Consider the following 25513-nt stretch of genomic DNA (forward strand, 5'->3'; position numbering starts at 1 on the left):
CGCCAATTGTGATATACTATTAACGAAAAGTATATCACAATGCTACGATTTGCATAAATAAACTTAGCTTATAATAAAAGTGAAAAGTCTTATAGATAGAAAAGGGAGTGGGAGAAATGGAAAGAAGTTTATCCATGGAATTAATTCGAGTAACAGAAGCAGCAGCACTTTCATCAGCACGTTGGATGGGAAGAGGAGACAAAGATAGTGCTGATGGTGCAGCAACCTCTGCGATGCGCGATGTATTTGATACCATCCCGATGAAAGGAACTGTTGTAATCGGAGAAGGTGAAATGGACGAAGCTCCCATGCTCTATATTGGAGAAAAGCTTGGAACTGGCTACGGTCCACGAGTTGACGTGGCAGTTGATCCGCTAGAAGGGACAAGCATTGTTGCATCAGGTGGCTGGAACGCATTGGCCGTTTTAGCTGTAGCAGATCACGGTAACCTTTTACATGCACCAGACATGTATATGGATAAAATCGCTGTAGGTCCAGAAGCTGTTGGCAAAATAGATATCAATGCCTCGGTATTAGATAACTTAAAAGCAGTTGCAGCAGCAAAAAATAAAGATATTGAAGACTTAGTGGCGGTAATTTTAAACAGACCTCGTCATGAGAGAATCATTGCTGAATTAAGAGACGCGGGCGCACGTATTAAGCTAATTGACGATGGAGATGTGGCAGCAGCTATTAATACAGCCTTTGATCACACTGGTGTAGATATTTTATTCGGCTCTGGCGGTGCACCAGAAGGCGTTATCGCAGCAGTTGCTTTAAAATGCTTAGGCGGAGAAATCCAAGGGAAGCTTTTACCTCAAAACGAAGAAGAGCTAATCCGTTGCCGCAAAATGGGAATTGAAAATATTGATGCAGTTCTAAGAATGGAAGACCTTGTTCGTGGTGACGATGCAATTTTTGCTGCTACTGGAGTAACAGATGGTGAGCTACTACGTGGCGTACAATTTAAAGGCACAAATGCTACGACACACTCTGTAGTTATGCGCGCGAAATCCGGTACTGTTCGTTTCATTGATGGACAGCACAATATTAAGAAAAAGCCTAACCTAGTATTTAAACCGTAAACGAAATTTCGTTTACGGTTTTCTAGCATAAGAATCCTTCTTGCTACGTCAAAAAAACTACACGTCCCTCGAATTCTATAGGGAAGGTAACGACATTTCGACAAATAGCGGGGGTATTCTAGAATATTCCCCAGAAAATAAACGCGAAACTCAAAGCTTGTCTATAGAAAAGAGTTGCTTAAAAGCATGAAATGTGGGTAAAATAAAAAATGCTACGCGTATTATGTGTAATTTATCCTTTTCTTCCTAGCGATTCTTCTACAATTTCTTCATAAGGAGAGTTATCCCACAACACAAGGGAGTAAGTCCTCAACCTTCATTCCAATTTATTAGCATTGTAAATAAGGTGTAGGTACTCAACAGCTCCCATCCTTCGAACATAATTTCAGCTTGAATCAGTTTTGGAAGACAAATGAACATTTTTTCTCGAATCACTAAAAATCAGAATAGAGTGGTGTTTTCTTTTTATGGATTTAACAATATCTCACTTAGAAAATTTAAAATTAAAAGAATTATATGAGTTTGCCCGTCAACATAAAGTATCGTACTACAGCAAACTAACAAAAAAAGAACTTATTTTTGCTATTTTAAAAGCACAAGCTGAAAAAGACGGCCTTTTATTCATGGAAGGTGTACTTGAAGTCATTCAATCGGAAGGTTTCGGCTTCTTACGTCCGATCAACTACTCTCCAAGCTCAGAGGATATTTACATTTCAGCATCTCAAATTCGCCGCTTTGACTTAAGAAACGGAGATAAAGTTTCGGGGAAGGTTCGTCCTCCAAAAGAGAACGAGCGTTATTATGGGCTTTTACATGTAGAGGCAGTAAATGGCGATGATCCAGAATCTGCAAAAGAGCGTGTGCATTTCCCAGCTCTAACACCGTTATATCCTGACCGACAAATTGTGCTAGAAACAAAAACCAAAGGTCTTTCTACTCGTATAATGGATTTAATTGCACCAGTTGGATTTGGCCAACGTGGCTTAATTGTTGCTCCTCCAAAAGCTGGTAAAACAATGTTAATAAAAGAAATCGCTAATAGCATTACAACGAACCACCCAGAAGCAGAATTGATTGTTCTTCTAATAGACGAGCGTCCAGAGGAAGTAACTGACATCGAACGTTCTGTTGCAGGAGACGTAGTAAGTTCTACATTTGATGAAGTGCCAGAAAACCACATCAAAGTAGCAGAGCTTGTTTTAGAGCGCGCATTACGTCTTGTAGAGCATAAGCGTGACGTAATCATCTTAATGGATAGTATTACTCGTCTAGCACGTGCCTATAACTTAGTCATTCCACCAAGTGGACGTACCCTTTCTGGTGGTATCGATCCGGCTGCATTCCACCGTCCAAAACGATTCTTTGGTGCTGCGCGTAATATTGAAGAGGGCGGAAGTTTAACAATTCTTGCAACAGCACTTGTTGAGACAGGCTCTCGTATGGATGACGTTATCTATGAAGAGTTCAAAGGTACAGGAAACATGGAATTGCATTTAGACCGTAATTTAGCGGAACGCCGTATCTTCCCAGCAATCGACATCCGTCGCTCAGGTACGCGTAAAGAAGAATTGCTTATTCCTAAGGATCACCTTGATAAGCTATGGGCGATTCGTAAAACGATGTCAGATACGCCAGACTTCGCAGAAAAGCTCTTAAGAAGATTGCGTCAATCAAAATCCAACCAAGAATTCTTTGACATGTTAGACGAAGACCAAAAGGCTGGAACGGGAAAACGATAGGAATTTAAAGGAAAGGACGATGCCGAAATGCGTACCTTCCACTTGTTTTTACACGGTTGGAAATATTTGCGGTAATACTTATTGCAGATAAGCCCAAAAGTAACCTTGCAAAACACGAAATTCCTTGATATAATTTCATCAGTGTGTTTTTATGATAAATGATGTCGAATTTGATTTGGTATCATTTGAATGATAACTCTGTTTCGAAAGACTCAGGGCGAAAAGGAGATGACAAGAATGAAAGCTGGAATTCATCCGGATTATCGTAAAGTTGTATTCATGGACATCAACACTAGTTTCAAATTCATCACAGGTTCTACGATGAAAACAAACGAAACTATCGAATGGGAAGATGGTACTACTTACCCTCTAATCAAAGTTGAGATCTCTTCTGATTCTCACCCATTCTACACTGGACGTCAGAAGCATGCTGCTGCTGATGGACGTGTTGAGCGTTTCAACAAAAAATACGGCCTTAAGTAATAAAGCAAAACAGGCAGGTTATCTTATAGCTTGCCTGTTTTTTTACTTATTTTTACATAAAAGTGCTTATGTTTCCTTCCGAAACTAAGCACTTTTTATACGCTAATAAATAGAAGGGGGAGGCCGTGCATGTACGTAATGAAGCATGCAGGTTGGGTAGAAGCGATTTGTGGCAGCATGTTTTCTGGAAAATCAGAAGAATTAATTCGCCGCATGCGACGCTCCCAATTTGCCAAACAAGCAATTCAAGTATTCAAACCAGCAATTGACAATCGTTACAGCGATGAGGCAGTTGTTTCCCATAATGGTACATCAATCATTGCAGTGCCAGTTCCTACTTCCCAAGCAATCCTCGACCAAGTAGAGGAACAAACAGAAGTGGTAGGCATTGATGAAGTTCAATTTTTCGATGAAAACATTGTAGAAGTGGTTCAAGAGTTGGCAAACAGAGGTTATTGTGTAATTGTAGCAGGACTTGACCAAGATTTTCGCGGAGAGCCATTCGGTAAGATGCCGGAACTACTGGCAATCGCTGAAACGGTAACAAAGCTACAAGCAGTATGTGCTGTTTGTGGATCGCCTGCAAGCCGTACACAACGTTTAATTAACGGTAACCCAGCTTGTTACGATGACCCAATCATTTTAGTCGGCGCTTCTGAATCTTACGAACCTCGCTGTCGTCATCATCATGAAGTCCCTCTAAATGTGTCCGTTTTACAAGAAGTGAAAAAATAACAATCTTTCCTATAATTTGTCCGTAAAAATATAAGCAAAGAGGATACGCTAAAAGCAGGAGGTGTTTGCATGAAACATGCAATCCTGGTTTTAGTAGTATGCTCTTTTTTTGTCTCCGGCTGTACAGCAGAACCTCGTACGAATCAACGTGAAGACATAAATGGGACAAGGCTAATCGGTACACATGGCGATACCGGATTTTACAAGCGCGATTTAGATTCAGAGGACTACAATACAAATCAGAACCCTAATTTCCTCGATTTGACGGAAAATCGCCTCGACTATGGCGATGACCAAGATAAATTCGCCGAAGTAATTACGATGAACAGTGACCTGCAACCTGGCAGGGTTTATATCACAGGCGATACCGCTCGAGTAACCGCCTATCATGACGGCACGCTATCTAAAGAGGAAAAGTCCAAACTTAAAAAGCACTTAGCGAAGAAATTCGTGGACGTCACTCCCCGCTACCGCGTAAAGTTAACAATCAAGGAAAGATAACTTGGTATTGGATTGGCTGGATTTTTTCCAAAGATATAGTTCTGACTAAAAGACGACTTGATTTCCTTTTTGAGGGAGTGAGGCGTCTCTTTTTGATTGAAGTGAGTGTGGGAAATAATAGTCGGGCAATGAAAAATATCAAAAGGTTTGTCAAAAAAGTCAGAAGGTCATCGAAAAACTTTAGAAGGTTGGCGGAAAAAATCAGAAGATCTAGCCAAAAAACTAGAAGCTCGTCCAAAAAAGTCAAAAGCTCCCCCTAATTACCCACCAAAATCCACCAAACTTCCCTCGATTTGATTTTGACGGCTCATCTAACCTATACTATAATTAGAATGTTGTAGGTAGGAACCAAAATATTAGTTGCAGAGTAGTTTTCTGTACACATTACATAGAGGTGAATGCACGTGTTTGATCGTTTGCAGTCTGTAGAGGCACGTTACGATAAATTAACGGAGCTATTGAGTGATCCGGAAGTTATTAGTGATACGAAGAAACTTCGTGAGTATTCGAAGGAACAATCTGATATTCAGGAAACGGTAGAAGTGTATCGTGAATATAAAGATGTAAAAGAGCAATTAGACGGTGCAAAAGCAATGCTTGAGGATAAATTAGATTCGGAAATGCGTGATATGGTGAAAGAGGAAATCTCTGAGCTTGAAACGCAGCAAGAGGAATTGGCAGAGCGTTTACACATTCTTCTTTTACCGAAAGATCCTAATGATGACAAGAACGTTATTATGGAGATTCGTGGAGCAGCTGGTGGAGATGAAGCGGCATTATTTGCGGGTGACTTATATCGAATGTATAGTCGTTATGCGGAATCCCATGGCTGGAAAACGGAAGTGATGGAAGCGGCGTCGACAGGTGTTGGTGGTTATAAGGAAATTATCTTTATGATTACTGGTAAAGGGGCTTATTCTAAGCTGAAGTTTGAAAATGGAGCCCATCGCGTGCAGCGTGTACCAGAAACAGAGTCTGGTGGACGTATCCATACTTCAACTGCAACGGTTGCGGTTTTACCAGAGGCGGAAGAGGTAGAAATTGAAATTCATGATAAAGATATCCGTGTTGATACGTTCGCATCTAGTGGACCAGGTGGACAATCGGTAAATACAACGATGTCGGCGGTTCGTTTAACGCATATTCCAACGAACACGGTAGTATCCTGTCAGGACGAAAAATCTCAAATTAAAAATAAAGAAAAAGCGATGAAGGTTCTTCGCGCACGTGTATATGACAAGTTTCAACGTGAAGTACAAGCTGAGTATGATGCAAATCGTAAGCAAGCTGTTGGTACTGGTGACCGTTCTGAACGTATTCGTACGTACAATTTCCCGCAAAATCGTGTAACGGATCACCGCATTGGCTTAACGATTCAGAAGCTGGACCAGATTTTACAAGGGAAGCTTCAGGAAATCGTGGATGCGTTGATTATGGAAGATCAAGCACTAAGAATGGAACAAATGGAAAAATGATGAAAGCGATGAAAGTATACGAAGCTCTAAACTGGGCTTCGTATTTTTTGAAAAAGAATGAACGTGACGAAAATGCGGGAGAATTATTGTTACGTCATCATATGAAGTTAGACCGTTCACAGCTTTTTAGTAGAATGCAAGAAATGATGCCAATGGATATTCAGAGTTCCTTCGTCTTTAACGTGCATAAGCATGCGGCGGGAATTCCGGTGCAATATATAATGGGAAAAGAAGAGTTTTATGGTCGTAGTTTTTTTGTAAGTGAAGAAGTGCTTATTCCTAGACCGGAAACAGAAGAGTTGGTTGTTGGAGTTCTGGATCGAGTGAAGCGTCACTTTGGTGAGGAACGAACAGAGAAGCTAAGTGTGGTCGATGTTGGGACAGGCAGTGGTGCAATTGCGATTACGTTAGCGTTGGAAAATAAAGACCTCGCTGTGATGGCGACTGATATTGCCGGAGAATCACTAGAGGTTGCGATGGATAATGCGAAGGAACTTGAGGCGGACGTTGAGTTCTTAGAAGGTGATTTGCTGTTGCCTTTTATTGAGCAGGGCATGAAAGTGGATATCGTCGTATCGAACCCACCATATATACCGGAAAAAGACTACGACGATTTGTCCATCGTTGTGAAGGATTTTGAACCGTATCGTGCATTAGTCGGCGGCGTGTCAGGCCTAGAATTTTATGAACGGTTTATGGAAGAGTTGCCGCAAGTGTTAAAAGAACGTGCGCTTGTTGCATTTGAAATCGGAATGGGGCAAGGAGAAGCGGTAAAAGAGTTGCTAGTAAAAACATTTCCTCATGCTAAAGCAGAGGTTGTATTTGATATAAACGGAAAAGATCGTATGGTATTTGCGGAAATTGGGTAAAGATTTATCGGGGGTTGTACAGGTGTTGCCGCTCCATTACCGTGATTAGATAAGAAGCGGCACCTTGCTAGCTGCGACTTTTATCGGAACAAGGTGTTGGAGTGCTGATAATAATCAACTCGAAGATTGAATGCAAGCTTGTTTTTCCAGTGGGTCAGGCGATGGTCAGACCCCTTTTTGTCTTTCCTTCGACATTACGAATAATCGCTTGGCGAATTTTCTCTTGCTGTTCTGTTTTCACTACGTTCATAATTTGAGATAGGTTGGAATCATACGATATTGTGCGGTGATAATGATGGTAAAATACTTTCCCATTCATCCACCTGCCGCCCACTAATATTCCGAAATCAATCGGAATGCTAATATGATTAAAAGCACCCTTGATTTCCCCAATGCGAAATGATTCTATGTTGTACGTAAACGACCTCATATAAGACTTTCTCCCCTTTCCATAAAAATAAAAAAACCGCCTTAATCCAATACCCTCTAAGTTCCAAAAGAAAACCTAAAACTAGTACAATATCAAACTACTAATAAATCACCCAACAACATAATGATGCATCAGCCCGCTTCAACACAAAGTGGAAAACTCCTGCCGGTGCCTGGCCCCAAATTTACGGCACCATCTCTACACAAAACCCGCAATGATATCGAGTACGACGTGAGGTGAGATATTCCTGCTGGAGCCAGGCACCAAAAACAAAAAAACATCTCACTCATATTTTCACTTTTTTTCTCATTTTAGTAGTTTAGGATTTTTGTTTTTTGCCTAGACTGTTTGCTAGAGGGGAGAGTGCTTGGGGATGTTAAAAAAGAATGTAATTAGTTTATATATAGTAGTGATGTTTGTCGGAGCATATATTTCGGTGATTGGGGAACAGGCTTCTGCTGGAGCGGAAGTGAAGAATGGTGCAATGGTGATTCCGGATGAAGCGATTCGCCTTCGAATTCTAGCGAACAGTGATAACGTAGAGGATCAAGAGCTTAAAAGGAAAATTCGTGACAGAGTAAATGAAGAAATAACTGTTTGGGTGGAAGGTCTAACTTCCATGGAAAATGCCCGCGAAGTAATAAAGGGAAATATTGCTGAAATCGAACAAATTGTAGAAGAAGTAATGGTAGAAGAAGGAATCGTTCAAAAGTATAATGTAGACTTTGGGAGAGTAAACTTTCCAACGAAAATGTATGGGAAATTCATCTATCCTGCAGGAGACTATGAAGCAATTTTAATCACTTTAGGAAAAGGAACAGGTGCAAACTGGTGGTGCGTACTTTTCCCGCCACTATGCTTCCTAGACTTCTCAAACGGCGAAGCAACCGCCACACCTTTTGAAGAAGAAGAAGCAGAAACAAAAAAACAAACAAAAACAAATGCATCAGTAAAAACAACAGCAAAAGTCAGTGAATCACCATCAGCAACAGTGCAGGCTCAAGATTTCGTAATTGATGAAGAACCAGAAGAAGTGGAAGTGAAATTCTTTGTAGTAGAGCTTCTATCATCTCTATGGGAAAAAATTGCGAGTTAGTAGTTCTACTTTTTCATCCACCTCAATAGAGTAGTAGTAGAAAAAATACTAGATGAGGTGAAAAAATGAAAAAACTACGCTCCGCCACGAAAGAGGATCTTTGGGCTTTACAGGTCTTTTTAAGACAAGCAAATATTAGTACAATAGGGTTAGAGGAAAAAATAGAGGACTTTATCATCCTTGAAGAAGAGCATGTGGGTATCTGTGGGACAATCGGCATTGAAACAATTGGGCAAGACGGCCTGTTACGCTCCCTTGTGATAGGTCCTTCTGTGAAACAGATGCATCTTCTACAACTGTTCGAACACACGCAGCAACATGCTCGCAGAAAAGAGCTAGATAGATTATATCTCGTTACTAACAAGCATAATTACATACAATTTTTCGAACTTTTAGGATTTCATCCACAAGAGATCCACAATGTACCAACAGAAATTACCGAATCTCCACATTTAAAAGAGATTTTAGCACAGCAGACATGCACATTTATGATTTGCAAGCTATAAAATGTGGATATTAACAAAGTTATCCACCGAACACACAGGCTTTATCCACAATTTGTGGATAAAGCTTGTATAATTTGTACAAGTTCATTATACTTTTGAAAGTAAATCCTTCTATATTCACATGTTAATAGATTTTTAAAAGAGGTAGATAAAATGGAAACGAAAAAGTGGATTGTGGATAACACAGACCCATTCAAAATAAATTATCCACAGCTTAAAGAGGCAGCGGTGCTTTTACACCAGGACCAGGTGGTCGCTTTCCCAACTGAAACGGTCTATGGTTTAGGAGCAAATGCCCTATCGGACCAAGCTGTATTAAGGATTTTTCAAGCAAAGGGACGTCCGAGTGACAACCCCTTAATCGTACATATCACTAAAAAAGAACAACTCACAAGCCTTGTGGATAACTTGCCACAAGCAGCCGAACAGTTAATAGAAGCTTTTTGGCCGGGACCACTTACTCTTGTGCTCCCGAAAAAAGACGGCGTATCTGCATATGTAACCGCAGGCCTTGATACCATTGCGATCCGAATGCCAGATCACCCAGTAGCATTAGCGTTAATGGAGGTAGCTGGCCTTCCACTTGCTGCGCCAAGCGCCAATCTTTCTGGAAAACCAAGCCCTACCACAGCGGCACATGTGGATGAAGATCTAAACGGCAAAATCGCTGGGCTTCTAGATGGCGGATCAACGGGTGTTGGTTTAGAATCAACCGTTGTGGATTGCACCACCAATATACCTGTTATTTTACGTCCAGGTGGTGTGACAAAAGAGCAGCTTGAGGAAGTGGTGGGTCAAGTAGAGGTAGATCCTGCTCTTAAATCGCAAGAGCATGCACCGAAATCTCCTGGTATGAAATATACTCATTACGCGCCGATAGCGCCAGTATTTTTAGTTGATGGTACGATAGACTTTTTCAATGAGATCGTCCATACGGCTAAGAAAGAGCATAAAAAAGTGGGCCTACTCGTGACGGAAGAAACAAAAGCGCTCCTAAATCAGGAAGGTGACGTTGTCCACACCTGTGGAACAAAAAATGATTTATCCACAGTCGCTACCCATTTATATGATGCACTCAGAAGTTTTAACGCAACGGATGTAGATATCATTTATAGTGAAACCTTTCCGAAAGAAGGAGTCGGCGTAGCAATAATGAATCGACTTGAAAAAGCTGCAGGCCATAAAATAATCAAAATGAAGTAAGATTTCCTCGTTTGGAGATCTTGCTTTTTTTGTGTAAGCAAACTAGCTTTTCCCTTCTAATCCCAACTTGTCCTGCATATCTTGAAGTAGACAAGTCCTGGGAGGGGAATGCAGGGATGACGGGGATGCTTGGAGAGTTAATGACGCTTTTATTAATGGCAATTGCACTAGGAATGGATGCTTTTTCTGTAGGACTTGGCATGGGTATGATTAAATTAAGAATGAGGCAAATCTTTTACATAGGAGTAACTATTGGGATTTTTCATGTGTTTATGCCACTAGCTGGGATGCTGATTGGAAAGGCATTGTCCGAACAGTTTGGCTCGATTGCCACATTAGTGGGTGGTCTTTTACTTATCATGCTCGGAGTCCAAATGATGCTATCCTCGTTACAAAAAGAAGAAGGGCCACTCATCACTCCAATCGGTGCTGGTCTTATTGTGTTTGCCCTTAGCGTTAGTTTAGATAGCTTCTCGGTCGGACTTAGCCTTGGGATTTACGGAGCGAAGACACTTTTAACAGTTATCATGTTTGGGGTTGTAAGCATGTTCCTCACCTGGATCGGTTTATTATTTGGGCGAAAACTGCAAGGCTGGTTCGGATCCTATAGCGAAGCACTGGGTGGAAGTATTTTACTCGGATTTGGTTTAAAGCTAATTTTCTTCACTTAAGCAGTGTAGGTATTTTTGCCTAATCGGTTTTTTCTACAAGATGTGTCTATATTTCGTTAAATTTCGGACCTTTTTAAGGTCTTTTTTCATTTAAAAATTAAACCTCACTAAAGGTTGAAGGGAAGTTGCCGAAATAAGAAGAGAAGGCGTTTTTCTTCTCCACCCTTTTGTTTATAATAGGAGAAAAGGAGGAGTTACTGAATGAACATTTTATTTGTATGTACGGGAAATACATGCCGTAGCCCTATGGCAGAAGCAATTTTAATAAGCAAGAAGCTAGCTGGAGTTCAAGTTAGATCTGCAGGTGTGTTTGCAATGTCGGGAAGTGAAGCCTCCTATCAAGCACAAGAAGTGTTAAAAGAAAAAGGAATAATACATGCACATGTTTCCGCTCTGCTCACGGAAGAGTCCGTCGAGTGGGCGAACTATATTTTTACGATGACGAATCAGCATAAGAAATTGGTAGTAGAACGCTATCCGACAGCAGTTGGGAAAACTTTTTCGTTAAAAGAATTCATTGGTGAACACGGCGAGGTGTCAGACCCATTCGGTGGGAGCGTTCATACATACAGAACGACATTTGATGAGCTACAAACCTTGATTGAGTTGGTTGTGAAAAAAATTATATAGAGCAACATATTTTAGGGGGAAGCATGATGGAGGAAAAAAGAAAGTATAAGTTTGGTTTGCGTTTAAAGCTAGTTTTATTTGCCACCATTCTAGCAGCAATCACGTATACAGTAAGTGGATTCTTTATTTATTTTGTCGTGAATTATGTGGAAAGCTTCATGGGTGCTAGTGTATTTACGATACTGACCCTGGTATTAGGAGTAGCATGGTCTGGTATTCTAGCTTTCTTTGCAGCTCGATTTATTACCAAACCTCTTCAACAATTGGAAGTCGCAGCACAAAAAGCCGCAAATGGCGATTTAACAGAAGATTTACCTGTTTCCGAATCACGTGACGAAATTGGTGCTGTTGGTAATGCGTTTAATTTAATGCTACATAATCTACGTGAAATGGTAAAAACCGTGGATCAAAACTTCCAACAAACGAATAAAAAGGTAATGGAAATTTCGGATGTTTCTATGCAGGCATCCTCGCAAGCAGAAAGCATTTCCTTAACGATTGAAGAAATTGCAAAAGGTGCCGAAAGTTCAGCTTCTTCCGTACAAGACACCGCGGAATCTGTAGAAGATGTTATTAAAATTGCCGACGAGGTTCATGAAAAAGCAACGTCCTCCCAAGCACTCTCACAAGAGATGGTCAAAGATCTCGAAGAAAGTAAGGAAGTCATTCACTCCTTGGTATCTGGAATTCAACATCTTGCTGGTGAAAACAAAACATCTCTAGAAGCTGTGGAACGTCTAGAAAAAAATGCAAGAGAAGTAGAAAATATCATTTCACTTGTTGGTGATATCGCAGGCCAAACAAACCTTCTCGCACTTAATGCTTCCATCGAAGCGGCGCGTGCAGGTGAACATGGCCGTGGCTTTGCTGTCGTTGCAGAAGAAGTTCGATCTCTAGCAGACGAAAGTGCCAAAGCGGTAAAGGGTATTTCAGAGCTAATTAAGAATATCCAAGAAGAAGTAAAAAATGTCGTAACGCAAATCACAAGCCAAGTGAAGGCAGCAAATGTGGAAGCTGAAAAAGGAACTGCAACAAACGCGGTAATTGCAGAAATGACCCATTCAGTACTAGAGGTTGCAGAGTCCGTGAAACAAATCGCTAGCCTAGTGGACCGCCAAATGGACAGCATTCGTGTAACAGCTCAACAGTCACAAGAAGTTGCAGCGATAGCCGAAGAAACATCCGCTGGAGCAGAAGAAGTAACCGCAACAACCCAAGAACAAGCAGCCATGATCGCAAATGTGGAAAAAATCTCACTAGAACTAGCGCAACAGGCAAAACAACTGAAAAATACAATATCGAAATTCAAAATCTAATAGAGAAAAAACGATGGAAGCTTGGGAGATGCCGCTCAAGCTTCTATTGCGTTTTTGAGATCCGTATTTTAAAAAAAGCTGAACCTCAAACTAGCTCCTGCCAATGATTTCAACGATTAAACCGAAAATATTACCTAAAAGCTTTTATTTTAATGAGATACCATCTTTTTTTACATGAAAATTTCAAAATCCTCCCGCATAGAGGTTTTGAAAGGGAAATTAGGGTGAAATCGAGGAATTCTAACGCATTTCCGGACTAATCTAGAATCTAAAAGCTTTTAAGTTTATCTAACAGATACCAGAATTTATTTAACACATCCTAAAAGTAATCGAACATTTCCCTATTTTAGTGAGTCATTTCAACCAGCATGCTTAGATTAGAACCTTGTTCGGTGTAAGTAAATAACCAATACGCAAGATTGGATTTTTTTTATGGGCAAGGGTAAGATGTACATATAAGGATATCCAGTTGAAGGGATGAGAAAAATGAGAGTGGCAATTGCATCGGATCACGGTGGAATCAATATCCGTGAGGAAATTAAAGGTTTGTTAAAAGAATTAAATATAGAGTTTGAGGACTTTGGCTGTGAATGTGAAACGTCTGTCGATTACCCAGATTATGCGTTACCAGTGGCAGAGAAGGTTGCTAGTGGCGAGTTCGATCGTGGAATCTTAATTTGCGGAACGGGCATTGGTATGTCGATTGCAGCAAACAAGGTGAACGGCATACGCTGTGCATTGGTTCATGATCTATTCAGCGCAAAAGCAACGCGAGAGCACAATGATAGCAATATCCTAGCGATGGGCGAGCGCGTTATTGGACCGGGCCTAGCGTTAGAAATTGCAAAAGTATGGCTTACCACCGAGTACGAAGGCGGCCGCCATGCAAATCGCGTACAAAAAATTCATGCTATTGAAAAGTAATTAGATGTTAGGGGAGCCCATGGGTGTCAGCGGTAACGAGGACATTTGTGGGTTGCTTTTATATATTCCATCATTTGAAAGGAGAGAGGATTCATGCAGGAAGAATGGAAGGAACAATTAGTACAGGCATTACAGGACCTTCAAGATCAGGCTTCCCTGACAAAAGGTCAACTGTTAGTCATCGGCTGCAGTACAAGCGAAGTAATTGGCGAGAAGATCGGCACAGCGGGAACAGAGGGTGTCGCCGAAACAATGTATTCGGTATTGGCAGATTTCCGGGCACGTACCGGTGTTGAATTAGCGTTCCAATGTTGCGAACACTTGAATCGTGCCCTAGTTGTGGAGCGGGAAACGGCCGAACAGCGCGGCCTTGAACAAGTCACCGTCATCCCTGTTCGGCATGCCGGCGGTGCTATGGCATCCTATGTCTACCATCGGATGAACCAAGCTGTTATGGTCGAGCACATCAGAGCCGACGCTGGCATTGACATCGGCGATACCCTAATCGGCATGCATATCAAACACGTCGCAGTCCCAGTCAGAAGCAAAGTGAAAACCATCGGCGGCGCCCACATCACCATGGCCAAAACAAGACCAAAACTCATCGGCGGCGCAAGAGCCGTATACGAAGCGGTATTTGAAGGGGAATAATAAAAGTGAATTGGTGCCAGTCACCTTTTTAGGCCGTAATCGTGCCCTCTAAACGCAGAAAACGAGTAACGATTAAGCTGTGATCGTGCCCTCTAAACGCCGGAAACGGGAAAACAGGTAACGATCAAGCTGTGATCGTGCCCTCTAAACGTTGAAAACAAGAAAAGAGGTAACGATTAAGCCGTAATCGTGCCCTCTAAACGCCGGAAACGAGAAAACAGGTAACGATCAAGCCGCGATCGTGCCCTCTAAACGCTGAAAACAAGAAAACAGGTAACGATCAAGCCTTGATCGTGCCCTCCAAACGTCCAAAACGAGAAAACAGGTAACGATCAAGCCGCGATTGTGCCCTCTAAACGCCGGAAACGAGAAAACAGGTAACGATCAAGCCGCAATCGTGCCCTCTAAACGCTGAAAACGAGAAAACAGGTAACGATCAAGCCGCGATCGTGCCCTCTAAACGCAGAAAACAAGAAAACAGGTAACGATCAAGCCGCGATCGTGCCCTCTAAACGCCGAAAACAAGAAAACAGGTAACGATCAAGCCCTGATCGTGCCCTCCAAATCCCAAAAACAAGAAAACAGGTAACAATCAAGCCCTGATCGTACCCTCCAACCGCCCTACCGACACACAACCAACCTCCCACCAAAGTCCCGAAAAAATCAAATCCCACTCTCCCCACCACCCCCCTAATCCGAAAGTTTTTCACAGTAAGCGCTACCATTCTTCCTTTTCTGTTTCTATTATGTCGTCTCCATGATAAAATGAATGTGGTAAAGGTTGAAAAGCCGAATGAATAGCAGTTTGATAATAACCATGATGTATATTTCTAAAGGGGGATTCCGAAAGTGAAATTAGCGCAACAGGATCAACTAGTGTTTCAATCAATTCAAGATGAATTAGGTAGACAACGTACAAAAATTGAGCTGATTGCTTCTGAGAACTTTGTAAGCGAAGCCGTTATGGAGGCACAGGGTTCTGTGTTAACAAATAAGTATGCAGAAGGATATCCAGGACGTCGTTATTATGGTGGATGCGAACACGTTGACGTAGCAGAAAACATTGCCCGTGATCGTGCGAAAGAAATTTTCGGAGCCGAGCATGTAAATGTTCAACCACACTCAGGTGCTCAAGCTAATATGGCGGTTTATTTTACTATATTAGAACAAGGTGACACAGTTCTTGGGATGAACCTTTCTCATGGTGGTCATTTAACGCACGGTAGCCCAGTAAACTTTAGTGGAGTTCAATATAATTTCGTTGAGTATGGAGTGGACAAGGACACTCATACTATTAACTATGAAGATGTAGCAGAAAAAGCAAGAACACATAAGCCGAAGCTAATTGTAGCTGGCGCAAGCGCGTACCCACGTGTCATTGATTTTGCGAAATTCCGTGAGATTGCAGACGAAGTTGGCGCGTACTTAATGGTTGACATGGCGCATATCGCTGGATTAGTAGCTGCTGGTTTACATCCAAACCCAGTACCTTATGCTGATTTCGTGACAACTACTACGCATAAGACACTTCGTGGTCCACGTGGTGGAATGATTCTTTGTAAAGAAGAATGGGCGAAGAAGATCGACAAATCTATTTTCCCTGGTATTCAAGGTGGTCCTTTAATGCACGTAATCGCAGCAAAAGCGGTAGCGTTCGGGGAAGCTTTACAACCAGAATTCAATGATTATGCTCAAAAAATCATCGACAACGCACAACGACTTGCAGAAGCATTGAAAAAAGAAGGACTAACACTAGTTTCTGATGGAACGGACAACCATTTACTATTAGTAGATGTGCGCTCTTTATCTATCACAGGTAAAATTGCAGAGAAAGTTCTTGATGAAGTTGGAATCACAGTAAACAAAAATACGATTCCATTTGATCCTGAAAGCCCGTTCGTAACAAGTGGTGTTCGTATTGGAACGGCTGCAGTAACAAGCCGTGGCTTCGGATTAGAGGATATGGATGAGATTGCATCATTAATCGCGTTTACTTTAAAAAACCACGAAGACGAAGTAAAGCTTGAAGAAGCGAAGTCTCGTATCGAAGCACTTTCTGGAAAATATGAATTATATCCGTCTCTTGGATAATGTTTGTGGATGAGGTCTGATGTTAGACCTCTCTTTTTTATGCAAAAAAACATATAATTTACTTGAATCACTTTCGCTTTTTATGTAGAATCAATGGAAGTGTGATTAGGAAGCTAGGTCTTAGTTTTTGGTAAACCAGCTCAAGGCATAACATAAATAAGGATTATAAAGGAGAGATTTCGAATGGCAAAAGTGTACGTATTTGATCATCCATTAATTCAACACAAACTTACATACATCCGAGATAAAAATACTGGTACGAAAGAGTTTCGTGAACTAGTTGATGAAGTAGCAAGTTTAATGGCATTCGAGATTACTCGTGACCTTCCACTTGAGGAAGTAGAAATTGAAACTCCTGTATCAAAGTCAACATCTAATGTACTTGCTGGTAAGAAGCTAGGAATTATCCCAATTCTTCGCGCAGGACTTGGAATGGTAGAGGGGATGCTGAAATTGATTCCAGCTGCAAAAGTTGGACATGTCGGTTTATATCGTGACCCTGAAACATTACAACCAGTTGAATACTATGTAAAATTACCTTCTGACGTAGAAGAAAGAGATTTCATCGTAGTTGATCCAATGCTAGCAACTGGCGGATCCGCAGTAGAAGCAATCAACTCCTTGAAAAAACGTGGGGCAAAAAGTATTAAATTCATGTGCCTTATCGCTTCCCCTGAAGGTGTAGAAGTAGTAAAAGAAGCGCATCCAGACGTAGACATCTACATCGCTGCCCTAGACGAAAAGCTAAACGAAAAAGGCTACATCGTTCCAGGCCTAGGTGACGCTGGCGACCGTCTTTACGGAACTAAATAATAAGGTATTGATGATAGAAGAAGTGCTTTCCAGTTCATGTGGAGAGTGCTTCTTTTTTTGTTGAGGAAATTTTGGTAGATGCATTTTGGTTGGGGCTAGGCACCGATTGGGTATAAATTCCAATCGGTGCCTGGCCCCAAATTCCATTTATAGTAAACCGACAAACCGTGCATATTTCGTTTTGCTTTGTTTAATGCTATTAGGAAGAGGTGAGGGATCGTGAAGTTTGGAAAGGTTTTGATGGTTTTTTGTTTGGTGAGTGGGCTTTATTCCACCACATTATTTACTGTTGCGAGTGCTTCGAAACATTCGAAATTAGATGAGATACATACTTTAGATACTAAATATCCCAAAAGGCCTCCTTTACCTGTTTTTGATTCGCAACAAGGTTCAGACGTCCAGACCGTTATTTTAATAGTGGAAGAATCAGAACAAGAGCGGATCAAGCAAAAAATCCAATCGCATTACCCGACGCTACATATAAAGAGAACGTATACTGCTGTATTTAAGGGGTTTGCCATTAAAGGACCGCTCAAAGATCTCGAAAAGCTCCAACAGGAGGATGGTATCGTAGAAGTTTCACCTGTAACAAGCTACACGCCAACCATTGATGAGAGTGTGCCTTTTATCGGCGGCGAGCAAATGCGAAGCTTCTATGATAACAAGGGAAATCGTCTCACAGGAAAAGGTGTAAAGGTAGGAATCATTGATACAGGGATTGACTACACACATCCGGACCTTAGGAAAAACTATGGGGGCGGTTATGACTTTGTAGATGAAGATGAAGATCCAATGGAGACAAAGAAATCTCAAGGAATGCCGACGCTTCATGGAACCCATGTTGCGGGAATTATCGCAGCAAATGGGCACCTCAAAGGTGTTGCGCCAGAAGCTGAAATCATTGCCTACCGGGTTCTAGGTCCAGGGGGTCATGGGACAAGTGAGCATGTCATTGCAGCAATTGAAAAAGCGATTCATGACAAAGTGGACGTTCTTAACCTTTCGCTTGGTAACACGATAAACGGGCCAGACTGGCCAACAAGTCTTGCGCTCGATAAGGCTGTAGAGCATGGTGTCGTTGCGGTTACCTCCAGTGGGAATTCTGGACCAAATCTCTGGACCGTAGGCTCGCCTGGGACTTCTACACAAGCGATCTCCGTTGGTGCATCCACACCACCACTACACATTGCACATCTTTCGCCAGTCTTGGCCCGGGGTGAAATAGAGATGCTTCCACTCCAAGGGGCGGCACCATGGAAATTTCCCAAAAACAAAGCGATGGAAATGGTATATGTAGGGTTGGGGGAAGATGAAGATTGGCCAGAAGATGTAAAAGGAAAGATTGTCCTTGCGGAACGTGGAAAGATTCCATTTTCTGAAAAAGCTTGGAATGCCAAGGAAAAGGAAGCCGCAGCAGTCGTTATTTACAATAACTTAGCGGGGAATTTTACAGGATCATTAGAAGTAGAAATGGACCTTCCAGTCGTATCTATTTCAAGAGAAGATGGGTTATATTTAAAAAAACAGCTGGATAGAAGATTTTCTCTCGTGCGCACGACCTATATATGGCATAAAGATCTCATCGCAAGCTTTAGTTCAAGGGGGCCAGTCACGCATAATTGGGAAATAAAACCCGATGTGGTTGCTCCAGGTGTAGCCATTGATAGCACGATCCCAAATGGATATTTAGCACTCCAAGGCACAAGTATGGCAGCACCACACGTTGCAGGGGCAAGTGCGCTATTGAAGCAAGCACATCCAGACTGGGCGCCAAATCAAATTAAAGCGGCTCTGATGAATACAACCAAGCCTCTTGTAAACGAAGACGGTGATTCCTATTCTGTATTAGAGCAAGGTACAGGCAGGATTCAGCTCGAAAATGCGGTAAAAACGAATAGTCTCGTTTATCCAGGAACGCTTAACTTTGGAATGCTTGAGAAAAAAGATCCCCGAACCCAAAAAGAAATAGAAGTTGTTGTCGAAAATGTATCGGGCAAAGAAGTGAAATACAAATTTAAAACGCCAAAAGCAAACAAAGGCATTCAATGGAAGGTACCAATTTCCTTCACTCTTTCGCCAAATGAAAAGAAAAAGACAACAATCACACTGGATATTAACCCGAAAATCCAGAAGCCAGGTATGCATGAAGGTAATATAACCGTAGAAGCTGACAACCAAGAGCTCCGATTACCTTTCCTCTATATAATAGAAGAACCCGATTATCCGAGAATTATGGGTTTTCAATTTGGTTATGGTGACCGAGAAGGCGAGTACCAATACGAGGTGTACTTACCTGAGGGGGCAGAGGAATTGGGAATTGCTCTATATGAGGCAGACTCACTCCATTTTATTCAATACTTAGATTGGGAAAGAGACGTTCCACGAGGATTGTTTAAAAAGAAAATTGAAGCCGATAAACTTAAGGTGAAGGGGCTTGTAAAAGCGGTGGTTTTTGCAAAGAAATTGGATAAAGAAGACTCGGTAGAAGCGGACCTTTATTTTGAATAATTTATCGGAATTTGGATGAGTGACAAAAGTCACATAATGTTCACAAAATGCGAACTTTCACCCAATACCATATATGGTAAAATACATGGTATACAACAGTCGAATGAGGAAAACGTTCATCATTTGGCTGTTTTTTTCTGGAGAAAATCTTACCAAGAAAAGTTTGTCGATTTTTTCCGAATAACACATTGACATTGAATAAGTGCTATTGTATGCTTACAAAGGGTATAAAATGATAAGGTTTTCATAAAACTTTTGCAAGTATTTTAACTCATATTTTAGCACCGATTTTTGAGTAAGACCTCAGTATTTTACCGCACGAAAAACGGGGTGTTTTGATGAAAGATAAACGCCGCCCATTCCAAGCAATGGCCTTAATGTCCACGATTCTTTCCTACCTAGTTGGTCCAACCTTAGTCGGATTATTTTCAGGAAGATGGCTGGATGGAAAATTTGGTACTGAACCATTGTTTCTTATCTTAGGACTTCTATTAGGACTAGCATCCGGTGTATACGGAGTATTATACGCAGTCCGCCAATTCTTCTCAGGAGAGTCATAATATGCCTGAATCTAAAGAAATATTCATAAGGCACGCCAAGTACTTCTTGTTTATTAGCGCCTTATCAGTTTTAGGGTGGGGATTAACCCCATTTCCAGAGTGGTTCCTCGGTTATCTAATAGGGATCATCATCAGTTTTTATAATCACTGGCTTTTATATCGAAAAGTCGGAAAGTTTGCCGAAGCAGTCGCCACTGGTGGGCGAGCATATTCGCTAGGTACTTTGTCAAGAATGGCTGCAGCAGTCCTTGGTGTAGTCGTAGCTGTAAGATTTCCAGAGCACGTAAATCTCTACAGTGTCATCATAGGGATTATGACATCCTATATTGTCATTATCATAGATTCATTTGTAATACTCTTTACAAGCAGTGGGGAAGAGAGGTGAGTACTGTTGGATCACAATGCTCCTATAAGGACTATTGAAATATTGGGTGGGAGTTTAAGCTTCAATCTATCTAACATTTTAATGACAATTATTACTGCCATTATTGTGTTCCTGATCGCGGTTTTAGCAACAAAAACGCTTGCAATGAAGCCTACCGGCGCGCAAAACTTCATGGAATGGTTGGTTGATTTCGCAAGAGGAATTATTAGCAGTACAATGGATTTAAAAACAGGCGGAAGATTTCTTGCATTAGCATTAACTCTTTTAATGTATGTGTTCGTTGCAAACATGCTAGGGTTACCTTTCGCAATTGTAGCAGGCGACCATGAATTATGGTGGAAGTCACCTACAGCAGACCCTGTAATTACGTTAAGTCTTGCCGTTATGGTTATTGCCTTAACACATTACTACGGGATTAAGTTAAAAGGCTTCAAAGAATACGGGAAAGATTTCTTCAAACCAATGAGCTTTCTATTCCCACTAAAGATTATAGAAGAATTTGCTAACACTTTAACTCTAGGTCTTCGTTTATATGGAAACATATTTGCGGGTGAGATACTTTTGGGCTTACTTGCTGGACTAGCTGTGAATGGTTATCAAATGGGCTTCTTCTCCGGTATCGTTGGCACGTTAGTAGCCATAGTGCCGATGTTAATATGGCAAGCATTTAGTTTGTTTATCGGAACGATTCAAGCGTTCATTTTTACCATGTTAACAATGGTTTATATGGCACACAAAGTGAGTCATGACCATTAATTTATAAATTTTTAACAAAAAAACAATTTTTTTAATCATAAGGAGGAAACAATCAATGGGTGCATTAGCAGCAGCAATCGCAATTGGTTTAGCAGCATTAGGAGCAGGTTTTGGTAACGGTATGATCGTAAGTAAAACAGTAGAAGGTATCGCTCGTCAACCTGAGCTTAAATCAGCACTTCAAACTACTATGTTCATCGGGGTAGCATTAGTTGAGGCGATTCCTATCATCGCAGTAGTAGTAGCGTTCATGGTAATGGGAACTAACTAATCTATTAGTTATTCAAAAATGGCGAAGTCCGTCTCACTTGAGAACCTTCGCCTTTCCTTTATAAAAAGTATTATTAATAGGTGTAAACAGTATTTACCTTCGTTAATAAATCCAATAAATTATTAGAAAATATCTAGCCGAGGTGCTCCAGATTACTGGAACATCATCTAGCTAGCGCTTTTCTTATGTATTCCTTGAAGGGAGTGAAAGCATTGTATAGCTTAGATCACTTAGTTCTTGGTGCAGGCCTCCTTACTTTAGGAGACGCACTATTCCAAGTTATTACATTCTTAATTTTACTTTTTTTACTTCGAAAATTTGCTTGGGATAAGCTTTTAGGAATAATGAAGCAACGTGAAGATCATATTGCGGGCGAAATCCAATCAGCTGAACGAAGTAATGAAGAAGCAAGAACTCTTGTAGAAGAGCAAAAAGCACTTTTAAAAGAAGCACGTCTTGAAGCACAAGCGCTTGTTGAGGGTGCGAAGAAGATTGCTGAAGATCAAAAAGCAGATATCGTAAGAGCTGCTCAAGAAGAATCAGCACGCTTAAAAGAGTCTGCGAAAAAAGAAATCGTACAAGAAAAAGAACAAGCAGTTGTCGCATTACGCGAGCAAGTTGCATCTCTTTCTGTATTGATCGCTTCTAAAGTAATTGAAAAAGAATTAAACGCACAAGATCAGCAAAAGCTTATCGATGATTATGTGAAACAGGTAGGCGAAGCGCGATGAGCAAAAACGGAGTAGCAAAGCGTTATGCACTCGCTCTTATCGAACTAGCGAAAGAACATAATCTTTATGGTCAATTTGACTTAGAGCTAGCGGAAGTAAGAAAGGTATTCGAAAGCAACCAAGACTTACATCTCGTATTAAGCAATCCGAAAATCCGTAAAGATTCTAAGAAACAAATTATCCAAGAAGCATTTGCAACAGCGTCACCATATATCGTTAATACGCTAAAGCTTTTAATAGATCGTCATCGTCAATCTATCGTACTCGATATGATTGATGAGTATCAAACGCTTTCCAATGAAGCGCGCAACGTGGCAAGCGCTACTGTGTACTCAGTACGTGAGCTATCAGAAGTAGAAAAAAGCACACTTTCATCTGTATTTGCAGCGAAGGTTGGAAAATCTGCTTTAATCATTAACAACTTGGTAGATTCATCTCTAATCGGCGGTGTGAAAATCCGCATCGGTAACCGTATTTTTGATGGTAGTGTTAGTGGGAAATTAGAACGTCTAGGACGTCAACTTACAACGAATAGATAGTAGATAGGGGTGAAATTCATGAGCATCAAAGCTGAAGAAATTAGTGCACTGATAAAAAAGCAAATCGAGAGCTATCAGTCAGAAATCGAAGTTAGCGATGTCGGTACTGTAATCCAAGTTGGGGATGGTATCGCTCGTGCTCATGGTCTCGACAACGTCATGGCTGGAGAGCTAGTTGAATTTTCTAACGGAGTTATGGGTCTTGCTCAAAACTTAGAGGAAAACAACGTCGGTATTATCATTTTAGGACCATACCGTGAAATCCGCGAAGGCGATGAAGTACGTCGTACAGGCCGTATCATGGAGGTACCGGTAGGTGAGCAACTTATCGGTCGTGTAGTAAACCCATTAGGACAACCAGTTGATGGTTTAGGTCCTATTGAAACTGTAAAAACTCGTCCAATCGAAAGTCAAGCTCCTGGTGTAATGGATCGTAAATCCGTTCATGAGCCACTTCAAACAGGTATTAAAGCGATCGATGCGCTTGTACCAATCGGACGTGGACAACGTGAGTTAATCATCGGTGACCGTCAAACAGGTAAAACATCTGTAGCGATTGACACGATTCTTAACCAAAAAGACCAAGACATGGTGTGTATCTATGTTGCAATCGGTCAAAAAGAATCTACTGTTCGTGGAGTAGTAGAAACTTTACGTAAGCATGGTGCACTTGATTACACAATCGTTGTAACAGCATCTGCTTCTCAACCAGCTCCAATGCTATTCTTAGCACCTTACACAGGAGTAACAATGGGTGAGGAATTCATGTATAACGGCAAGCACGTTTTAGTTATCTATGATGACTTAACAAAGCAAGCTTCCGCTTACCGTGAGCTTTCCCTATTACTTAAACGTCCTCCAGGTCGTGAAGCATACCCTGGTGACGTATTCTACCTACACTCTCGTTTACTCGAGCGTGCAGCGAAACTTAGTGATGCAAAAGGCGCAGGATCCCTAACAGCTTTACCTTTCATTGAAACACAAGCTGGTGACGTATCTGCCTACATCCCAACAAACGTAATTTCCATCACTGATGGACAAATATTCTTGCAATCAGATCTATTCTTCTCTGGTGTACGTCCTGCGATCAACGCTGGTTTATCCGTATCCCGTGTAGGTGGATCTGCGCAAACAAAAGCGATGAAGAAGGTATCTGGTACTCTTCGTCTAGACTTAGCATCATACCGTGAGCTAGAGGCGTTCGCGCAATTCGGTTCTGATTTAGATAAAGCAACACAAGCAAAATTAAACCGTGGAGCTCGTACTGTTGAAGTACTAAAGCAAGGTTTAAACAAACCGCTTAAAATGGAAAAACAAGTTGCGATTCTTTATGCACTAACTAAAGGTTACATTGATGATGTACCTGTAGAAGATGTTACTCGCTTTGAAGATGAGTACCTACTTTGGTTAGATCATAACCGCAAAGAACTACTAGAAGAAATCCGCACTACAAACGGATTACCAAGCGACGAGAGCTTCAAAGAAGCAATCCTAGCATTTAAAAAGACTTTCGTAGCTACTGAAAAGTAATAGATTGACACAGCGATAAAGCCGCAGAGAACAGGAGGAACCGGACTAACGTTCGATCCTCCCGTTCGATGGGGCACCTCGCTATGAATAGGGTAAAAAAAGGTGGTGAGAACCTTTGGCATCATTACGCGACATAAAAACGAGAATTACCTCGACGAAGAAAACTAGCCAAATTACAAAAGCAATGCAAATGGTTTCTGCATCGAAACTAAATCGTGCGGAAACAAATGCAAAAGCTTTTGGTCCATATATGGATAAAATTCAAGAGGTTGTTGCAAGTATTGCTTTAGGAAGTACAGATATCACGCATCCAATGCTACAGACCCGTCCGGTTAAACGTACAGGATATATCGTAATCTCTTCTGACCGTGGTCTTGCAGGTGCCTATAACAGTAACATCTTACGTACGGTTCATCAAACCATAAATAAGCGTCACAAGTCTCAGGATGAATACGCAGTAATTGCCATCGGTCGAATTGGCCGCGACTTTTTTAGAAAGCGCAATATCCCTGTGTACTCTGAAATTACTGGCCTCGGAGATCAAGTCTCTTTTTCAGAAATTAAGGACATCGCAAACCGTGCTGTAAGCATGTTTGCTGATGGGACATTTGATGAGCTATACGTGTATTACAACCACTTTGTAAGTGCAATTTCTCAAGAGGTAACAGAAAAGAAACTGCTTCCTCTTACAGACATCGCATCTACATCTAACATTACATCTTATGAGTTTGAGCCTTCCCAAGAAGGTATCTTAGAAGTCTTGCTACCTCAATATGCGGAGAGCTTAATTTACGGAGCATTATTAGATGCAAAAGCAAGTGAGCACGCTGCTCGTATGACAGCGATGCAAAGTGCAACGGACAACGCGAAAGAGCTTATCCGTGGCCTAACACTTTCTTACAACCGTGCTCGTCAAGCAGCGATTACACAAGAAATCACTGAGATCACAGCAGGTGCTTCAGCTCAACAATAGAACGTTATTTGAAAAGTGGATGCGTCTTACTCACCTCGAGGG

At 41.3% G+C, this 25513-nt stretch carries 27 protein-coding genes; 26 read left to right on the forward strand and 1 reads right to left on the reverse strand.

All coding sequences use genetic code 11. The features are described from left to right. The first annotated feature begins 116 nt into the window (after window positions 1-116). The 7 genes from glpX (at window position 117) to prmC (ending at window position 6887) form a co-directional block, all read left to right on the forward strand. Window positions 117-1085, forward strand: a complete 969-nt coding sequence (gene glpX, locus BK580_RS01365; RefSeq protein WP_078378599.1) for a class II fructose-bisphosphatase — start codon at window positions 117-119, stop codon at window positions 1083-1085. 467 nt (window positions 1086-1552) lie between these two features. Continuing rightward, window positions 1553-2824 carry a transcription termination factor Rho gene (gene rho, locus BK580_RS01370; protein WP_078378600.1) on the forward strand — a complete coding sequence of 424 codons (1272 nt, stop codon included), beginning with the start codon at window positions 1553-1555 and terminating at the stop codon, window positions 2822-2824. Window positions 2825-3061: 237 nt separating this feature from the next. Continuing rightward, window positions 3062-3307 (forward strand): type B 50S ribosomal protein L31, encoded by a 246-nt coding sequence (locus tag BK580_RS01375; protein ID WP_010200435.1) that lies wholly within the window; start codon window positions 3062-3064, stop codon window positions 3305-3307. A gap of 129 nt (window positions 3308-3436) precedes the next feature. Next, window positions 3437-4042 (forward strand): thymidine kinase, encoded by a 606-nt coding sequence (locus BK580_RS01380; RefSeq protein ID WP_078378601.1) that lies wholly within the window; start codon window positions 3437-3439, stop codon window positions 4040-4042. Between the two features lie 69 nt (window positions 4043-4111). Beyond that, window positions 4112-4543: a hypothetical protein gene (locus BK580_RS01385; protein ID WP_078378602.1), complete on the forward strand. Its 432-nt coding sequence runs from the start codon at window positions 4112-4114 to the stop codon at window positions 4541-4543. Window positions 4544-4947: 404 nt separating this feature from the next. Then, on the forward strand, window positions 4948-6018 hold the full coding sequence (gene prfA, locus BK580_RS01395; protein ID WP_169864734.1) for a peptide chain release factor 1: 1071 nt from the start codon (window positions 4948-4950) through the stop codon (window positions 6016-6018). 8 nt (window positions 6019-6026) lie between these two features. Beyond that, a complete protein-coding gene (prmC, locus tag BK580_RS01400) occupies window positions 6027-6887 on the forward strand; it encodes a peptide chain release factor N(5)-glutamine methyltransferase (RefSeq protein WP_078382601.1) in 861 nt (286 codons plus the stop codon). Window positions 6888-7041: 154 nt separating this feature from the next. Here prmC and BK580_RS01405 read toward each other — a convergent pair whose 3' ends face one another. Further along, complete coding sequence (locus BK580_RS01405) at window positions 7042-7317, reverse strand: hypothetical protein (RefSeq protein WP_078378605.1); 276 nt, start codon at window positions 7315-7317, stop codon at window positions 7042-7044. A gap of 373 nt (window positions 7318-7690) precedes the next feature. Here BK580_RS01405 and spoIIR point away from each other — a divergent pair, with 373 nt between their 5' ends. The 19 genes from spoIIR (at window position 7691) to BK580_RS01505 (ending at window position 25471) form a co-directional block, all read left to right on the forward strand. Further along, entirely contained in the window at window positions 7691-8413 is a 723-nt protein-coding gene (gene spoIIR / locus BK580_RS01410) for a stage II sporulation protein R (RefSeq protein WP_078382602.1), read from the forward strand. 65 nt (window positions 8414-8478) lie between these two features. Beyond that, window positions 8479-8919, forward strand: a complete 441-nt coding sequence (locus tag BK580_RS01415) for a GNAT family N-acetyltransferase (RefSeq protein WP_078378606.1) — start codon at window positions 8479-8481, stop codon at window positions 8917-8919. Window positions 8920-9072: 153 nt separating this feature from the next. Further along, window positions 9073-10122 carry an L-threonylcarbamoyladenylate synthase gene (locus BK580_RS01420; protein WP_078378607.1) on the forward strand — a complete coding sequence of 350 codons (1050 nt, stop codon included), beginning with the start codon at window positions 9073-9075 and terminating at the stop codon, window positions 10120-10122. A gap of 116 nt (window positions 10123-10238) precedes the next feature. Then, a complete protein-coding gene (locus BK580_RS01425) occupies window positions 10239-10793 on the forward strand; it encodes a manganese efflux pump MntP (RefSeq protein ID WP_078382603.1) in 555 nt (184 codons plus the stop codon). Between the two features lie 201 nt (window positions 10794-10994). Then, window positions 10995-11423 (forward strand): low molecular weight protein arginine phosphatase, encoded by a 429-nt coding sequence (locus BK580_RS01430; protein ID WP_078378608.1) that lies wholly within the window; start codon window positions 10995-10997, stop codon window positions 11421-11423. Window positions 11424-11449: 26 nt separating this feature from the next. Continuing rightward, window positions 11450-12739 (forward strand): methyl-accepting chemotaxis protein, encoded by a 1290-nt coding sequence (locus BK580_RS01435; protein ID WP_078378609.1) that lies wholly within the window; start codon window positions 11450-11452, stop codon window positions 12737-12739. 486 nt (window positions 12740-13225) lie between these two features. After that, entirely contained in the window at window positions 13226-13663 is a 438-nt protein-coding gene (gene rpiB, locus BK580_RS01440) for a ribose 5-phosphate isomerase B (protein WP_078378610.1), read from the forward strand. A gap of 93 nt (window positions 13664-13756) precedes the next feature. Continuing rightward, a complete protein-coding gene (locus BK580_RS01445) occupies window positions 13757-14314 on the forward strand; it encodes a TIGR01440 family protein (protein ID WP_078378611.1) in 558 nt (185 codons plus the stop codon). Between the two features lie 849 nt (window positions 14315-15163). Continuing rightward, window positions 15164-16405: a serine hydroxymethyltransferase gene (locus BK580_RS01455; protein ID WP_078378613.1), complete on the forward strand. Its 1242-nt coding sequence runs from the start codon at window positions 15164-15166 to the stop codon at window positions 16403-16405. A 183-nt stretch (window positions 16406-16588) separates the two neighbouring features. After that, window positions 16589-17218: a uracil phosphoribosyltransferase gene (gene upp / locus BK580_RS01460; protein ID WP_078378614.1), complete on the forward strand. Its 630-nt coding sequence runs from the start codon at window positions 16589-16591 to the stop codon at window positions 17216-17218. A 219-nt stretch (window positions 17219-17437) separates the two neighbouring features. After that, window positions 17438-19726: a S8 family serine peptidase gene (locus BK580_RS01465; RefSeq protein ID WP_078378615.1), complete on the forward strand. Its 2289-nt coding sequence runs from the start codon at window positions 17438-17440 to the stop codon at window positions 19724-19726. 338 nt (window positions 19727-20064) lie between these two features. Continuing rightward, window positions 20065-20286: an AtpZ/AtpI family protein gene (locus tag BK580_RS01470; protein ID WP_078378616.1), complete on the forward strand. Its 222-nt coding sequence runs from the start codon at window positions 20065-20067 to the stop codon at window positions 20284-20286. A 1-nt stretch (window position 20287) separates the two neighbouring features. After that, complete coding sequence (locus tag BK580_RS01475) at window positions 20288-20671, forward strand: ATP synthase subunit I (protein ID WP_078378617.1); 384 nt, start codon at window positions 20288-20290, stop codon at window positions 20669-20671. A 6-nt stretch (window positions 20672-20677) separates the two neighbouring features. After that, window positions 20678-21427 carry a F0F1 ATP synthase subunit A gene (gene atpB, locus BK580_RS01480; RefSeq protein WP_078378618.1) on the forward strand — a complete coding sequence of 250 codons (750 nt, stop codon included), beginning with the start codon at window positions 20678-20680 and terminating at the stop codon, window positions 21425-21427. Window positions 21428-21482: 55 nt separating this feature from the next. Then, window positions 21483-21698, forward strand: coding sequence for a F0F1 ATP synthase subunit C (atpE, locus tag BK580_RS01485; protein ID WP_078378619.1), 216 nt, complete (start codon window positions 21483-21485; stop codon window positions 21696-21698). 185 nt (window positions 21699-21883) lie between these two features. Beyond that, a complete protein-coding gene (gene atpF / locus BK580_RS01490; RefSeq protein WP_078378620.1) occupies window positions 21884-22429 on the forward strand; it encodes a F0F1 ATP synthase subunit B in 546 nt (181 codons plus the stop codon). After that, window positions 22426-22968 carry a F0F1 ATP synthase subunit delta gene (locus BK580_RS01495; RefSeq protein ID WP_078378621.1) on the forward strand — a complete coding sequence of 181 codons (543 nt, stop codon included), beginning with the start codon at window positions 22426-22428 and terminating at the stop codon, window positions 22966-22968. The genes atpF and BK580_RS01495 overlap by 4 nt, the downstream gene beginning before the upstream one ends. A gap of 18 nt (window positions 22969-22986) precedes the next feature. Continuing rightward, the gene (gene atpA, locus BK580_RS01500; RefSeq protein WP_078378622.1) at window positions 22987-24498 is read left to right on the forward strand and encodes a F0F1 ATP synthase subunit alpha; all 1512 of its coding nucleotides are present in this window, start codon (window positions 22987-22989) and stop codon (window positions 24496-24498) included. A gap of 115 nt (window positions 24499-24613) precedes the next feature. Beyond that, window positions 24614-25471, forward strand: coding sequence for a F0F1 ATP synthase subunit gamma (locus BK580_RS01505; protein WP_078378623.1), 858 nt, complete (start codon window positions 24614-24616; stop codon window positions 25469-25471). Window positions 25472-25513 lie beyond the last annotated feature (42 nt).

This window comes from Sutcliffiella halmapala, assembly GCF_002019665.1.
Classification (GTDB): domain Bacteria; phylum Bacillota; class Bacilli; order Bacillales; family Bacillaceae_I; genus Sutcliffiella_A; species Sutcliffiella_A halmapala.

Bases quoted from the DNA above. Each gene is read 5' to 3' on its own strand.
- glpX (WP_078378599.1), top strand. From the start codon at position 117: ATGGAAAGAAGTTTATCCATGGAATTAATTCGAGTAACAGAAGCAGCA.
- rho (WP_078378600.1), top strand. From the start codon at position 1,553: ATGGATTTAACAATATCTCACTTAGAAAATTTAAAATTAAAAGAATTA.
- BK580_RS01375 (WP_010200435.1), top strand. From the start codon at position 3,062: ATGAAAGCTGGAATTCATCCGGATTATCGTAAAGTTGTATTCATGGAC.
- BK580_RS01380 (WP_078378601.1), top strand. From the start codon at position 3,437: ATGTACGTAATGAAGCATGCAGGTTGGGTAGAAGCGATTTGTGGCAGC.
- BK580_RS01385 (WP_078378602.1), top strand. From the start codon at position 4,112: ATGAAACATGCAATCCTGGTTTTAGTAGTATGCTCTTTTTTTGTCTCC.
- prmC (WP_078382601.1), top strand. From the start codon at position 6,027: ATGAAAGTATACGAAGCTCTAAACTGGGCTTCGTATTTTTTGAAAAAG.
- BK580_RS01405 (WP_078378605.1), bottom strand. From the start codon at position 7,317: ATGAGGTCGTTTACGTACAACATAGAATCATTTCGCATTGGGGAAATC.
- spoIIR (WP_078382602.1), top strand. From the start codon at position 7,691: ATGTTAAAAAAGAATGTAATTAGTTTATATATAGTAGTGATGTTTGTC.
- BK580_RS01415 (WP_078378606.1), top strand. From the start codon at position 8,479: ATGAAAAAACTACGCTCCGCCACGAAAGAGGATCTTTGGGCTTTACAG.
- BK580_RS01420 (WP_078378607.1), top strand. From the start codon at position 9,073: ATGGAAACGAAAAAGTGGATTGTGGATAACACAGACCCATTCAAAATA.
- BK580_RS01425 (WP_078382603.1), top strand. From the start codon at position 10,239: ATGACGGGGATGCTTGGAGAGTTAATGACGCTTTTATTAATGGCAATT.
- BK580_RS01430 (WP_078378608.1), top strand. From the start codon at position 10,995: ATGAACATTTTATTTGTATGTACGGGAAATACATGCCGTAGCCCTATG.
- BK580_RS01435 (WP_078378609.1), top strand. From the start codon at position 11,450: ATGGAGGAAAAAAGAAAGTATAAGTTTGGTTTGCGTTTAAAGCTAGTT.
- rpiB (WP_078378610.1), top strand. From the start codon at position 13,226: ATGAGAGTGGCAATTGCATCGGATCACGGTGGAATCAATATCCGTGAG.
- BK580_RS01445 (WP_078378611.1), top strand. From the start codon at position 13,757: ATGCAGGAAGAATGGAAGGAACAATTAGTACAGGCATTACAGGACCTT.
- upp (WP_078378614.1), top strand. From the start codon at position 16,589: ATGGCAAAAGTGTACGTATTTGATCATCCATTAATTCAACACAAACTT.
- BK580_RS01470 (WP_078378616.1), top strand. From the start codon at position 20,065: ATGAAAGATAAACGCCGCCCATTCCAAGCAATGGCCTTAATGTCCACG.
- BK580_RS01475 (WP_078378617.1), top strand. From the start codon at position 20,288: ATGCCTGAATCTAAAGAAATATTCATAAGGCACGCCAAGTACTTCTTG.
- atpE (WP_078378619.1), top strand. From the start codon at position 21,483: ATGGGTGCATTAGCAGCAGCAATCGCAATTGGTTTAGCAGCATTAGGA.
- atpF (WP_078378620.1), top strand. From the start codon at position 21,884: ATGTATTCCTTGAAGGGAGTGAAAGCATTGTATAGCTTAGATCACTTA.
- BK580_RS01495 (WP_078378621.1), top strand. From the start codon at position 22,426: ATGAGCAAAAACGGAGTAGCAAAGCGTTATGCACTCGCTCTTATCGAA.
- atpA (WP_078378622.1), top strand. From the start codon at position 22,987: ATGAGCATCAAAGCTGAAGAAATTAGTGCACTGATAAAAAAGCAAATC.